Origin of the sequence: Psychrobacter sp. 1Y1, assembly GCF_051847395.2 — a bacterium.
In the GTDB taxonomy this organism is placed as follows: Bacteria; Pseudomonadota; Gammaproteobacteria; order Pseudomonadales; family Moraxellaceae; genus Psychrobacter.
Map to the genome: position 1 here is coordinate 103,137 of NZ_JBPYDF020000001.1, position 14,715 is coordinate 117,851.

At 44.5% G+C, this 14,715-nt stretch carries 10 protein-coding genes and 2 tRNA genes; 6 read left to right on the top strand and 6 right to left on the bottom strand.

The genetic code is table 11. The features are described from left to right. Positions 1-79: 79 nt before the first annotated feature. The 4 genes from ACS8FA_RS14425 to rsmH all read right to left on the bottom strand — a co-directional run bounded on the left by ACS8FA_RS14425 (position 80) and on the right by rsmH (position 5,895). Positions 80-1,795, bottom strand: coding sequence for a UDP-N-acetylmuramoyl-L-alanyl-D-glutamate--2,6-diaminopimelate ligase (locus ACS8FA_RS14425; RefSeq protein WP_439264366.1), 1,716 nt, complete (start codon positions 1,793-1,795; stop codon positions 80-82). 66 nt (positions 1,796-1,861) lie between these two features. Next, positions 1,862-3,952, bottom strand: coding sequence for a peptidoglycan D,D-transpeptidase FtsI family protein (locus ACS8FA_RS14430; protein ID WP_439264364.1), 2,091 nt, complete (start codon positions 3,950-3,952; stop codon positions 1,862-1,864). Next, entirely contained in the window at positions 3,949-4,431 is a 483-nt protein-coding gene (locus tag ACS8FA_RS14435; RefSeq protein WP_439264362.1) for a cell division protein FtsL, read from the bottom strand. Before ACS8FA_RS14435 ends, ACS8FA_RS14430 begins: the two co-directional genes overlap by 4 nt. Before the next feature lie 411 nt (positions 4,432-4,842). After that, positions 4,843-5,895, bottom strand: a complete 1,053-nt coding sequence (rsmH, locus tag ACS8FA_RS14440; RefSeq protein WP_414559490.1) for a 16S rRNA (cytosine(1402)-N(4))-methyltransferase RsmH — start codon at positions 5,893-5,895, stop codon at positions 4,843-4,845. A gap of 364 nt (positions 5,896-6,259) precedes the next feature. Here rsmH and gltX point away from each other — a divergent pair, with 364 nt between their 5' ends. From gltX to ACS8FA_RS14470, 6 genes are all read left to right on the top strand, one after another. Continuing rightward, positions 6,260-7,783, top strand: a complete 1,524-nt coding sequence (gltX, locus tag ACS8FA_RS14445; protein ID WP_414559489.1) for a glutamate--tRNA ligase — start codon at positions 6,260-6,262, stop codon at positions 7,781-7,783. A gap of 153 nt (positions 7,784-7,936) precedes the next feature. Then, entirely contained in the window at positions 7,937-8,446 is a 510-nt protein-coding gene (locus tag ACS8FA_RS14450; protein ID WP_439264360.1) for a hypothetical protein, read from the top strand. Between the two features lie 116 nt (positions 8,447-8,562). Continuing rightward, positions 8,563-8,928, top strand: coding sequence for a hypothetical protein (locus ACS8FA_RS14455; RefSeq protein WP_439264358.1), 366 nt, complete (start codon positions 8,563-8,565; stop codon positions 8,926-8,928). 122 nt (positions 8,929-9,050) lie between these two features. Next, positions 9,051-9,126: transfer RNA gene (locus ACS8FA_RS14460), tRNA-Ala, on the top strand. 148 nt (positions 9,127-9,274) lie between these two features. Next, positions 9,275-9,350 (top strand) — tRNA-Glu (locus ACS8FA_RS14465). Between the two features lie 292 nt (positions 9,351-9,642). Beyond that, positions 9,643-10,296, top strand: a complete 654-nt coding sequence (locus ACS8FA_RS14470) for a LysE family translocator (protein WP_439264356.1) — start codon at positions 9,643-9,645, stop codon at positions 10,294-10,296. A 100-nt stretch (positions 10,297-10,396) separates the two neighbouring features. On the opposite strand, the gene ACS8FA_RS14475 is transcribed toward ACS8FA_RS14470, so the two are convergent. Next, positions 10,397-13,234, bottom strand: coding sequence for an aconitate hydratase (locus ACS8FA_RS14475; RefSeq protein ID WP_439264354.1), 2,838 nt, complete (start codon positions 13,232-13,234; stop codon positions 10,397-10,399). A gap of 296 nt (positions 13,235-13,530) precedes the next feature. Beyond that, a complete protein-coding gene (locus tag ACS8FA_RS14480) occupies positions 13,531-14,610 on the bottom strand; it encodes a DUF3025 domain-containing protein (RefSeq protein ID WP_439264352.1) in 1,080 nt (359 codons plus the stop codon). Between the last annotated feature and the right edge of the window lie 105 nt (positions 14,611-14,715).

A 14,715-nucleotide genomic window follows, 5' to 3' on the forward strand; every position in this document is an offset into this window, starting at 1 on the left:
GATTACCTTATATGATGATTACTTAATTTTTATATTTAATGATCAATTTTTACTAATGCATGTAACGCGAGCCAACCAATTACACACGTCCCGTCTGATTCAATGCCTGCTGCAAAACAACACTGTCATCGAAATCATAGCGAACGTTATTAATCTCTTGATAGGTTTCGTGACCTTTGCCTGCGATGACCACGATATCATCCACACCTGAGTGACTAACTGCATATTCAATGGCCGTCTGACGGGCAGGCTCGATATGGGTTCGTTGATATTGCTCAGCTGTCATACCAGCCTGCATATCTTGCAAAATTACATTTGGGTCTTCGGTACGTGGATTATCCGCAGTCAAAACAACTTGATCAGCACCTGCCAGACCTGCTTGCGCCATCAATGGTCGTTTGCCTGCATCGCGATCTCCGCCGCAACCAAACACTGCCCAAAGCTGACCTTTACAGTGGGTTTTTAAGCTTGCCAGCACTTGGCTTAGAGCGTCTGGAGTATGCGCATAATCAACGATAAAGCAGCCATCATTTGACGGTACACGCTGCATACGCCCAACTGCACCTTGCAACTGTGCAACAGCAGGCGCAATACGCTCGATATTCATAGCTAAGTCAACATCGAGTGCTACGACAGCTGCTATCGCTGCGAGCAAATTGGCTACATTGAAGCGACCTAATAATGGACTGACAATCTCCATGTTGTCAGTTCTCTCATTACCAAACTCAATACGCAGTTTTATTTTGACGCCTTGCAGACTCGGCGTAATATCAGCGGCAACAAAAGTAGCCGCTTTTGATGAATCCAAACTGTATGTCCATACCGTCAAACCGCTGGCGTTTGCCGTATCTAACATAACCTGAGCGTGCTCATCATCGATGTTGATAATGGCATGGGTCAAATTTGGAAAATGGGCTTTATCAAACAGTTTTGCTTTGGCAGCGGCATATTCTGCCATATCAGCATGATAGTCTAAATGGTCACGACTCAAATTGGTATAAATCGCTACAGTGACTGGCATACCTTGTAGACGTTGCTGATCCAACCCATGAGAGCTGGCCTCTAATGCCAATATTTCTGCCTGCTCTGTTCCCATTTGATATAAGAACTGTTGGACAGCTAAAGCATCTCCCGTGGTATGACTGGCTTGCAACAGAGCACCAAGTCTACCATTACCTGCCGTACCCATCACCGCGCTACTCTGACCCATCAATTGAGTAAGCTGTGCTACTAATTGACTGATGGTTGTTTTACCATTCGTACCAGTTACCGCAACCACAGTCGGTAGAGTCACTGGCTGCTGATATTGGAGGCGCGCTTGAATTAAGCTACCTAAAAAGTCACGAATATTAGGAACATATAAGACAGGGCATGGCAATGCTGCTAGTTGCTGCTGTGCATTAGCAATACTATCTGTCTGCGGTTCACTACTGATATTTGAGGAATTGTTTGCTTCGCTAAGCAAAATACTAGGGTCAATCTCTGAGAGAATAAACGCGGCTTGTTCAGCGGCTTGCAGTAAATAGTCGCGACTTTTTTCAGAATTGGCTGTTTGACTTTTTAAAAGGACAAATACGTCATTCGCTTCCAACTGGCGATTGTCTAAGCGAAACTGTTGAAACGGAATATGGGCAATAGATTGAGCTTGATCTAAACTCGCCTGATTAGATGCTTCCTGAATCGATGTTGCTATCATCGCTGTAAGCTGCTCAGCCAGTTTTTGCTGCTGGCTTTTATTAGCATCTATAAGCTGTTGTAAAGTAACAGTAGCGCTATCTAGCGATGATATAGTCATAGATAAATCCTAAACAGTTAAAACGTGTCAGCTCAGTAGAACTGGACATTTAAAATAATTGAACGCTTACTGCGCTTCCGTTTTTAGTGGCTTATCCAAAGGCACATTATACAATCGCAATGCTTCTTTCATTACATTATGGAAGACAGGTGCGACCGTTAGACCAGCATAAATCTGACCGCGCGGGTCTTCGATAAGCATTACGCCTACCAGCTTTGGATTGGATGCAGGCGCCATGCCAGCAAAGACGTTACGATACTGATCCGTATAGTAACCACCGTCTGGATTGATGCGGCGTGACGTACCCGTCTTACCTGCCACGCGATACCCGTCAATGGCAGCGGCTTTTGCCGTACCACCAGGCTCAGTCACGCTCTCAAGCATCTGTACAATCGACATTGCCTGCTCATGCGCCATAATACGTTTGCTTGGCTGCGACTTGTCATCTTTAATTAAAGTTAATGGATGCATGACTCCACCTGCTGCTAGGGCTGAATACGCCTGTGCAACCTGTGCTAATGTCACTTGTAGACCATAACCATAACTGACCGTCGCGCGGCGCGAGGTTTCTTTCTCTTTTGGCGTAACAATCAGACCACTGCCCTCACCTGGAAACTGCAATGGTGTCTTTGAGCCAAAGCCAAACTGTCGTTGCATATTACTAATAGCATCGGCTGGCAGTGATAGCGCAATCTTGGTCGAAGCAACGTTACTGGATTTTTGTAGTAGCGTGGCCATGTTAATCATGCCCAAATTATTATGATCTCGAATGGTATAGCCACGTACGCGAATCGAACCAGGATTGGTATCAATCAAAGTCGTTGGCGTATACTTTCCCGAGTCTAACGCTGCCGCCACGGTAAACGGTTTCATCACCGAACCTGGCTCAAACACATCTAACAGTGCGCGGTTACGCTGATTTTCACCCGTCATCTCGTTAAGGTTATTCGAGTTAAACGATGGCCATGTCGATAGTGCTAATACTTCACCAGTTTGTACGTCAACGATCATACCCGTGGACCAACGTGCTTTTTGCAAACGCCCAGCTTTTTCTAGCTCTTTATACAGCAAATACTGTAAGCGCGAATCAATCGTCAATGCCACATCTTTGCCGGGTACTTCTGGCTCGATTTGCTTAATTTCTTTTAAGCTGTTTTGTTTGGCGTCTTTTAGAACCAGTACTTTTCCGTCATCACCTGCCAGATCTTTTTCGTACTGACGCTCAATACCAGCACGGCCTTCGTAGCCGCCTTCGGGATCCTTGGCGTTTTGACCCATAAAGCCCAGTAGCTGTGCATTGGACTGTGGCTGTGGATAATAACGCTGAAAGAAATTCTTTTCGTAGACGCCTGGGAAATCAAGTGAGCTGACGCTTTGGGCAATCTCAGGTGTGACCTTATTAAGCAGTGGCAAATAGTGTGAGCCCGCACCAGATGGTAAAGCAGCTTTTACCGCTTTCTCATCGGTCACATCAATACTGTCATCAATAGCAGTGACTTTTTTCAACTCATCGACCGAGATATTGGCAGCAGCGGCTAGCTTTGTCAGGTCCATATTATCTAGACGCTTTTGCATACGCGCTTGTAATTGTGGACTGCTAGGATTGGTAATGATAATGCGCTTTAGCTCGTAATATTCACGAGAATAATCATGCGGACTAAACGAAACTGTCGCGAGCGGCGCACTGACTGCAAGCGGTAGATTATTACGGTCGGTAATCATACCGCGATAGGATTTTTGGGTGCGCTCACTGGTAATGAGCTCATTGCCTTTGTCTTGATAGAACTGTGCATTAGCAACCTGAATATAATAAGCGCGGCTAATCAGTAGCGCTAATATGACCAGCGCTAGACCCCAGACCATACGAAAACGGTTTTTGTCTTGTTCGAAACCACCGAGAGCTGACGCACCTGACGCTTTGCTCGAAAAAACCATTTTACTTTTGCGATTTTTTACACTGGTATAAGCGCCTTGGGTGTCGCTTTTTTTGATGCGTCCAAACAATTTTGCCTTACGATTGCTTGCAGCTTTATCGGGCTTGCTGCTCGTCTGACCAGATTTAGCCGCACTGGCTCGGCGGAGAGGTTTGGTTACCTTGCCGCTGGCTGGTTTTTTACTGGTGTTTTTTGCGGTGGATTTAGGCTTTTTTGCACTCATTGTCCTGCCTCCGTCGCTGGTTCTTCAGGAGAGATGTCGGTAGAGGCACGTGGCCCAACTACGTCAGACATATCTTCCTCTGAGTCTTCCGTAACCACTGGCACCAATGCAGTCGCAACACCAGGCTGGATAATCAGCTTATCCTTTAATGTTGGCGAATACATGCCCAATTCAGCAACCGCTCGACTGGCAATCTGCGGCGTGGCGCTAAAAGTTTGTTGCTCAATCAATAGACGCTGATGCTCTACTTGTAGCTTACGTTCTTGTTTTTTCATATCTTGCAAGGTTTTGTAGTCCTGATGATATTGCTGAACTTCTTCGGCAGTTTTGATACCACTCCATACAATCGTGGCTGCCAATAGCAGTAGCACGACCACATAAATGCTCACCACATTAAACCGGCGCACGAACAGCTCGCCGACATCGGTATTATAAGGTGTAGCAGTGCGGCGATTCGCAGGTTTGTCAGATATTGCCATGACGATCTCAAAAAGGTGAACGTAAACGGTAGAGTAGATAACGGATTGCGAAAGATGAACGTGTCATTATTCGGTCATACCATCGATAAATATAAAACCAAAGACACTTATAAATGTACAAACTAAACTCAAAAAACCGAATGTAAAAAACACATTCAATAGCTAATATATTTAGGAGCCATAAGTCATCACAACTCATGGCTATCAATAGGTCATACCACAACCAAACACATTGTATGGCTATACTACATATAAATCCGTGCAACTATCATGCAGATAAAAACCAACTGCTGAGCCTAACAGACAATATTTACAGATTTTTAACAGTGGCGTAGCCATTAGGACATTTGCGCATCATTTAGACAAACATTAGCAATCTTATTCGACTATGGCTTGTGGCATCATGTTGTTCTATGATTTTGTTGTCTGCTCATAAGCTGTGTCGGTGCGAGTTGCCATACGCAGCCATGCACTACGCGCGCGCGGATTCTGACTCGTCTCAGCTTTGCTTGGGCCAACACGTTTTGGCTTGCTAAAATAGCGCGGACGATTCGGCGGCATCGGCAAGTTTTCATCTTCTGGATATTGCCCTTTGCTATGACGCTGCAAAAACTGCTTGATGCGGCGATCTTCTAATGAATGAAAACTAATGACCGCTAGCTGTCCACCTGACTTTAAGATAGCAATACTTTGCGCTAAAAAGTCGTCAACATCGCCCAGCTCATTGTTAATGAAAATACGCATAGCCTGAAAGCTTTGTGTGGCTGGGTGCTTGCCACGTTGCCAATTAGGATGGGCTACTTTGATCACTTCTGCCAGCTCAAGCGTAGACTCGTAGCTTTCCATCTGTTTGATAGCGCGCGCAATACGCCGACTATGACGCTCTTCACCAAACTCATAAAGCACATTGGCCAATGTCTCATCGTCAACCTGCTCAAGCCACTCAGCAACTGACTGGCCACGGCTGGTATCCATGCGCATGTCCACTGCCCCATCGCGCATAAAACTAAAGCCGCGACTACCGTCATCAATCTGCGGTGATGAAATACCCAAGTCCGCCATCAAGCCATCCACTTGCGTAATACCCATAGCAGCCAGACTGTCTGTCAAAGTCGCAAAGCTGTCATGAACCACACGCACACGGCTATCTTTACTTGCCAACTCTTGCGCCACGCTAATGGCTGTCGGATCTTTGTCAAAGACAATCAGTGTGGCGTCATCGGCAAGCTGACTTAATAGTAACCTGCTATGACCGCCACGACCAAAGGTCGCATCAACGTAGATACCGCTTATATTTAAGCCATTTTGGTCGTTATTGCTTTGAGTATCATTGCCTGTTTGCTTGGGCAAGGATTTTACGCCGAGTACTGCAGCGACAGTCTCTTGCAACAGTACCGCATCATGGACAAAACTTAATTCATCAGACGTGATATCGCCCTCATGACTGGCGTGAGTAACATCCAGATCGACATCTTGCGTAGACGCATCCTTTATAGCAGAAGGACTAGACACTGACTCAGAGAAATCAGCGGCGGCAGAAGGACTGGCTTTCGATTTTGGCTTAGACTTTGATAGGGACACAAACAACTCAATAGATGACGACCGTACTGGCCAGTAATTAGATGAAAATAAACAAGTTATGACTTGCTTAGCATTATTATCGCAAGGATACACCTGTAGTCAAGCACTAGAAGTGCTTTTCATTAAAAATATCACATGTCTCTGTTATACTAGCGCTATATTTTACGCTATTTCTTAACATCGACTTCATATCTTTCATCGCTATTTATACTAATAGCTTATATCGATAGCAAACTTTGAGACTTTTATCATGCAAACCTCTACTGACAGCAAGCGCCCTGTGCGCACGCGTATCGCCCCATCACCAACTGGCTTCCCACACGTAGGTACTGCCTATATTGCCCTATTTAACTTGGCCTTTGCCAAAGCACACGGCGGTGAATTCATCTTACGTATCGAAGACACTGATCAGACTCGCTCAACTGAGCAATCAGAACAAATGATTTTGGACGCTTTACGTTGGGTTGGTCTGGATTGGAGCGAGGGCCCAGATATTGGCGGCCCACACGCCCCTTATCGTCAGAGTGAGCGTAGCGATATCTACAAAAAACACGCCGAGATACTCATAGAAAAAGACCATGCGTTCCGCTGTTTTTGTACCCCTGAAGAGTTAGATGCTATGCGTGCTGAGCAAATGGCCAATGGCGAGACCCCTCGTTATGATGGTCGCTGTGCTCATCTTGCTCCAGAAAAAACTGAGCAACTGGTAAGCGAGGGCAAGCCGCACGTGATTCGTATGCGTGTACCGGCCGAAGGCACTTGTCAGGTACAAGACATGCTACGTGGCACCGTTGAGTTCCCTTGGACTCAAGTCGATATGCAAGTACTGCTAAAAACAGACGGCATGCCAACCTATCATTTAGCCAACGTCGTTGATGATCACTTGATGGAAATCACTCATGTGATGCGCGGTGAAGAGTGGCTGAACTCTGCGCCTAAGCATCAACTGCTATATGATTATTTTGGTTGGGAAATGCCGACCCTTTGCCACATGCCGCTACTGCGTAACCCTGATAAGTCAAAACTGTCTAAGCGTAAAAACCCAACCTCTATCACCTACTATCGTGATGCAGGCGTGCTACCTGAAGCATTGCTAAACTATCTCGGTCGTATGGGCTACTCAATGCCTAATGATGCTGAGCAGTTCACACTAGAAGAGATGATTGCCAGCTTTGATATTCAGCGTGTGTCGCTTGGCGGCCCTATCTTCGATATCGAAAAGCTAAACTGGCTTAATGCAGAATGGCTACGTGCGCTTACTCCTGAAGAATTGAAGAACAAAATCCTTGAATGGGCCAGCAACAGTGACAAGCTAACTGCTATTGCAGCGGCGATTCAGCCACGTATCGAGCTATTGTCTGATGCGGTGAATTGGGGTGGTTTCTACTTCCAAAATCTACCTGATATCACAGCTGAAAGCTTCACTCATAAATCGCTCACCCCTGAGCAAATTATCGAAATGCTGCAATTAGCGCTTTGGCAGCTTGAGACCCTACCAACGTGGTCAGAAGAAAATATCTACGCCACGCTAAAAGGCCTAGCCGCTCACCTTGATATTAAGATGCGTGACTTTATGGCGCCGTTCTTTATCGCTATCGCTGGTAGCACTTCATCGACGCCAGTCATGAACTCTATGGCGATTATCGGTGCTGATATGACCTTGACTCGCTTACGTCACGCCGTTGATGTACTGGGTGGTCTCGGTAAAAAGAAATTGAAAAAACTTGAGAAACAAGCAGCAGAATTGCCAGACTTCTTAGCTGCTGAATAGTTTATCGAGATAGACTAGTGTCAATAATGTAAAGGCGTGGACTCTGTTATTACAGAATCCACGCCTTTTTTTTAGAAGTTAAATTCTCTAAAAAACAAACTATTGTATACTATATAATTATTAATCTAATTCGACTAAATTGGAGATAGGGACTTGAATATTGCAAAGATATTTATACCACTATTCGTGAGCATTTTTTTCAGCTTATCAAGTCATGCAACAGGTTTTCAAATGCCCTTCTCTTGGGCAGAGCGTGAAAACGGAAGCGCTGCAGTCATATATACAAGTGACTACGATAATGATCCTAAATATTTTGAATCAGAAATAGGTCATTCGAGATCTGGACAGCAGGGGATCTACTTCCGAAATTATTATGTAGAAGATATGAATACATGTAGTTATGAAAGCTCACTACCTAAAAATACGACTATGATATTCAGTGGACAGGCTGTTAAGATGTTGAGTTGGTGTAAGAAATTCTCAGATACAGATCGTTATTATTTAGAGCTAACTCCAGCAACAGAACGTGGTGATCACTATGTCATAAACTTATTTAAAGTTGCTATCTTACCTATCGAGATTATGTATGATAATGACACGATAAGCTTCCCAGTAACAGGTTTTACTAAAGCATGGAGTAGTGCTGGTGGTAATGCTATCTAATAGTCTATTTCGAATGGTATTTTTATAAAACTCACAAGTTCTAGATAAGAACCTATAAAATAGTTGGACTATATATTTTATAGCTCGCTAAACCTTCTTATGAACTGGAAATAAACATGTCCGCCAAAACCGTCACAATAGAAAGCAAAGATTATGTCTTTAACACCCTAAAAGAAGCACAGAAATACTATGATGCCATCGTAAAGGAGCTGTTTAATGCAATTTTGACCCTGACCAAGGGCCAGGATTTTGAAGATTTAAAATGGATATACAGCACTTACTGCGGTTATACCAAACATAATCTAGATAAATTGGGCGAATATGACATCATTGGCGTCAAAGGTATCAGAACGATCCGAGAGAAAGGTGGTCAATATATGCCAACGGAATGCTGTGCGATTATTTTTTCTGATGGCAGCGAAGCAGAGTTTTATACCGATAAAGCCATCAAAGAGATTGCACTTAAGCAAAATCCACGCTAATTTGGGCTTATTGAGCCTTTAAAATAGGCGAAATCGCTTTTTTTTGCATATTTATGAATTATTTTTAAAATAGTTATTGACAAGACTGCCGCTCTTACATAAAATACGCACACTCTTAGCGAGGGGCTATAGCTCAGTTGGTAGAGCACTTGCATGGCATGCAAGGGGTCAACGGTTCGACTCCGTTTAGCTCCACCATACTTATTTATAGCAACGCTCAGTATTACTGAAACGTAATCATAAATACTCGCTAGTAGGACGATATCAGCACCTAGGCAATGCTTATTTACTAAGCTATCTGATATTGTGAAGTACCGTTGTAACCACTGGTTATAACACTCTATGCGTCCCCATCGTCTAGAGGCCTAGGACACCGCCCTTTCACGGCGGTAACGGGGGTTCGAATCCCCCTGGGGACGCCACTATTCGGCGTCACTTATTAGCACTTTTGCTTAGCATTAGATTAGACTAATAAGCGAACAATAAAAAAGCCCAGTCATCATACGGTGACTGGGCTTTTTTATGTCTGTCATTTCTCAAAATCCTCTATTCTATTGTCGTTAGCTTATTATTAATAGCTGCTAGCTTACTGTTAATAGCACTATTGCCAACCTATCTAATACTCGTTAATATCGACCTGACAAGCGTATTTATAAAGTGCAGCCACATACTATAAATGATGGGGCTTGGCGTGATTAAAGGGAAGTGATTGCGATGTTTGGTATCGAGAATTATCTAGGGTTTGTCTTGGCGGCGATTTTGTTAAACCTAACGCCAGGTACGGATAGCATGTACATCATCACCCGTAGTATTTCACAGGGGCAAACAGCAGGGTTTTATTCTGTTCTTGGCATTACTTCGGGTATTTTGGTACATACGTTATTGGCAGCACTAGGATTGTCCGTATTACTTGCCAACTCCCCTACCGCTTTTATGATTGTCAAATATGTTGGGGCCAGCTATTTGTGTTATTTAGGCTTTAAGATGCTGACGAGCAAAAACTCGAACTCGATTGCAAACAATTTATCCAAGGATCAAGACGTGACTAGCCAAAAGGCTGTAGATGGTTGGCAAATATATAAGCAAGGTGTGTTGACCAATACTTTTAACCCAAAAGTCGCTTTATTCTTCTTGGCGTTCTTTCCTCAGTTTATCGACGCTAGTTATGCTTATGGCACGCTGTCATTTTTGATGTTGGGACTGACTTTTGCCACCACTGGCTTTATATGGTGCTTATGTTTGGCGATGTTGGCGTCAAAGTTCAGCAAAAAACTAAGAGAGAATCCAAAAATTGAATCCATGATGAATAAAATAAGTGGTGTCGTATTTATGGGGCTAGGAATTAAGCTGCTGACTGAAAAGGCTTAAAAGGTAAAGTAACAGGAAGAAGAAACGTCTTCCATAGAAAAGCCCAATCCCCTACTTTGACGGAGATTGGGCTTTTTATCATATAAAGCTTAACTAACTACTAGCCTGCTTCTTTGCTCTCAGCTGCCAGTTGACGTAGTACATAGTGCAATACGCCGCCATGACGCACATATTCGCGCTCTTTTGGCGTTTGTAGACCGACATTTACCTCAAAGGTTTCTGCCGAACCATCAGCACGTGTAGCCGTAACCGTGGCCGTTTTACTCTCGCCATTATCTAGACCCGTGATGCTCAGCACTTCAGAACCATCTAGTTTATATGTTTCTGCATTTTGACCGTCTTTAAACGTCAATGGCAGCACACCCATACCGACTAGGTTTGAACGGTGAATACGCTCAAACGAGCTGGTTAACACGGCTTTTACGCCTAGCAGGATTGTACCTTTGGCTGCCCAATCACGGCTAGAGCCTGAACCATACTCTGCCCCGCCCAATACTACTAGCGGACGCTTGTCTTCTTTATACTTCATCGCTGCGTTATAGATAGGCATTTCTTCGCCATCTTGTAGCGTAGCGCTGTCATCTTTGAAATAATAGGTATAGCCACCTTCTTTACCGCCCATCATCGTGTTTTTGATACGGATGTTGGCAAAGGTGCCACGAGTCATGACTGCATCGTTACCACGGCGCGAGCCATAGCTGTTGAAGTCTGCTTCCATCACACCGCGCTCTTGCAAGTACTTACCTGCTGGTGAGTCTGGATCGATATTACCTGCTGGTGAGATATGATCGGTCGTGATTGAATCACCAAATAGACCTAAGATACGCGCGCCTTCGATATCAGGGATACCTTCTGGTTCCATGGTCATACCATCAAAGAACGGTGGATTTTTAATATACGTTGACCCTTCATCCCATGGATATAATTGGCTATCCGCTGAACTAATTGCGTTCCATGCGGCACTACCGTCAAATACTTCACCGTAGTTCTTGCGGAACATATCAGCATCGATATTGTTGGCAATCAGCTCGTTAATTTCTTCCGAGGTCGGCCAGATATCTTTTAGGAATACATCATTGCCATCTTGATCCTGTCCTAGCGGATGAGTGGTCAGATCGATATCAACTGTACCGGCTAGCGCATAAGCAACGACCAACGGTGGTGATGCTAAGTAACTGGCTTTGACATGCGAGTGAATACGACCTTCAAAGTTACGGTTACCAGACAGTACCGCCGCCGCGACTAAATCATTTTCTTCAATGCCTTTTTCGATCTCTTCTGACAATGGTCCTGAGTTACCGATACAAGTCGTACAACCATACCCTACTAGATAGAAGCCTGTTTTCTCTAGCTCATCCATTAGATGGGTTTTTTCTAAATAGTCAGTGACCACTTTAGAGCCTGGCGCGAGCGATGTCTTAACCCAAGGCTTGGCTTTAAGACCTTTGGCAGCCGCTTTTTTGGCCACTAGACCTGCACCAATCATTACCGCTGGATTGGAAGTATTAGTACAAGAAGTAATAGCAGCAATAACTACCGACCCGTCTCGTAGTTTGTGCTCTTTGTCATCGATGCTGACATTTGAGAAGACATTGTTAGCTGGCGCATAACCTGCATTATCATCACTCGTATCAACTTCGATATTCGGTTCAGCTGCCAAGTGTTCCGCTTGCTCTTGCTCACCGCCTTCTTGATCAAAGCGTACTTTACCTTCTACTTCTGACTTGCGATCTTTGGTCATTTTTTCGAGTGTTTCGCCAAACTTCTCATGCATATCAGACAAATTGATACGCTGCTGTGGCAAGTTTGGACCAGCAAGTGCTGGCTGTACTGACGACAGATCCAGTTCTAATTTGCTTGAATAAGTCGCCGCAGGTGTATCTGCATCGTGCCATAAGCCTTGCGCCTTAGCATACTTTTCAACCAGTTCAATCTGCTCTTCATCACGGCCTGATAGACGCAAGTAATCAATCGCCATTTGGTCAATTGGGAAAATACCACAAGTCGCGCCATACTCTGGTGACATGTTGGCAATAGTAGCGCGATCCGCTAGCGGCATGCTGTGTAAGCCTTCGCCATAAAATTCGACGAACTTACCGACCACACCATGTGCACGTAGCATTTCAACGACACGTAATACCAAATCGGTTGCCGTGACGCCTTCGGTTAGCTTTCCTTTTAACTCAAAACCGACTACCTGTGGAATCAGCATCGAAGACGGTTGACCTAGCATCGCAGCTTCAGCTTCGATACCGCCCACACCCCAACCAAGTACACCGATACCATTAATCATCGTGGTATGACTATCTGTACCAAACACTGTATCTGGATAAGCTGTCAGCTCGCCATCGACGTCCGCTGCCATCACGACACGGGCTAAATACTCAAGGTTCACCTGATGCACGATACCTGTCGCTGGCGGTACCACGACGAAGTTTTCAAAGGCTTGCTTGCCCCAATGCAAAAACTCATAGCGCTCATTGTTACGCTTAAATTCAATCTTCTCATTCAAATCTAGCGCATCTTCGCGGCCATAAGCATCAACCTGTACAGAGTGATCGACGACCAGCTCACTAGGGATAAACGGATTGATCTGCTCAGCCTTTCCGCCAAGCTCGACCACTGCATCACGCATCGCAGCCAAATCGACAACCGAGGGCACACCCGTAAAATCCTGTAATACCACACGCGCTGGCATAAAGGCGATTTCTTTTGACGCTTCAGCCCCTGCATCCCAGTTAGCAACTGCTTCGATATGGTTTTTACCAACTGACTGGCCGCCGTCTTCGTTACGCAATAGGTTTTCTAATACCACTTTCATACAAAATGGTAGTGTCTTGATATGCTCATAAGTTTCGGTCAGCTTTGGCAGGCTGTAGTAGGCATGTTCCTTGCCAGCAACCGAAAGGGTGTCTTTTACATCAAAAATATCACTCATGATAGCTTCCTTATCGTTGTTATAAATCCTGGACATAAATTATTATAAGTTTATGTATGACTGGTGGCTCAATAAATGATTGATCTGTCTTGAATCAATATCGCAGTTTCGCAAAACTGTCTGATATAAATCTTTGTTAACAAAAGAGATAATCATATCTGTAGTGATTAACAGAAACTCCCTTTTACCATAACAAACATATAAGGCTTTGTTAACGTCTGGACGTTGTCGAATCGTGGCACAATCGTAAACGTAACAACGGTTTAGCGAGCTATTGTTAAATGACTTATTCCTACTCAATTTTTATCTTTTTTACGTCGCCCACTGCGGAACACGTAGCTGTCTTCATAAAAGTCAGTATCTGCATTCTCTGCCCAAAAATGCGGCACTCCTAAAATCGGTAACGGCGCAAGCTGGCGCGGTTTGACGTCATCATTTGATAATAATGTGTCCATGTATTCGGCAACTCTGTCATCCAAATAGCGCATACGTTCAGCTAAGGATAAGGTAAAGAATTCTGGTGCAACGTGAATGACAATGCTGTGAGCGCATAGAGGTTTGCGTGGGTGTACCAACTGCTCAAGCAGGGCATGGCCAAAGATATAAACTGCTGCTTGAGCACTTGTATTCGGTTGTGCTGGGTTGTCCCATTTAGCACGTGGTTTCACCAAACTTGCCTGCCAGTCAAAATCAACCAATGCCTCACCGATACTAGCATCAGAAGTCACTAGCACTGCGCCATTCTCATCAAAGACAGTAATAGTGTCGCGCACACGCCCTCGACGCTCACTAATACCCTGCTTAGCGATTTCTAGCATATGGTAGTAATTGAGCATAGCTTTGGTCTTTGGAAAGGTCAGCCAGATACTGCCGTTAAATAAGTCATGTAAGTTATCACGCGTCGGGATATTGCCAGTTGTGCCGATAAATTGTTCATAGGCCTCCCCTTCAGGCAATGCATTTTGAGAGACGAATTGTAACGTCTGAGATTTGTGGTCATGAGCAGGTTTGGTATGCGGTAACGGCTGCTCTAAATGATTGGCCTGCTGCGTCATCGCTGTTTTTAAGACTTTGGCAATCGTGTCAGGCGTATTGATGCCAGAAGCATTTATATCGTGCTTACTTGGGCTTTTCACATTATCCAAACTTTCTGAATCACCCAAATTACTTAAACTATCCAAGCTATTTCTCTGTGATTTCGAGCGACTAAGCCGCTCAATCGTGTTGCTGATATAACTCAATTGAGTAATATGCGACAACCAAGGCACTTGCCAGTCAATGGTAGCAAAGCTGTGATCGAGCTGACCTTCTACTACAGGTAACTGCTTAGTATGAGTATCAGAGTTAAGTGTGGCGGGTAAATCATTGGCAGGCATAGAAGCTCTCTCTTACAGGCTATCTCTGTTAGACGTATGGACGGTCTATGGTATCATGGTGCGCTTTTTTACGGCTAGATACACCGCTCGAAAGGTCTTTTTGAG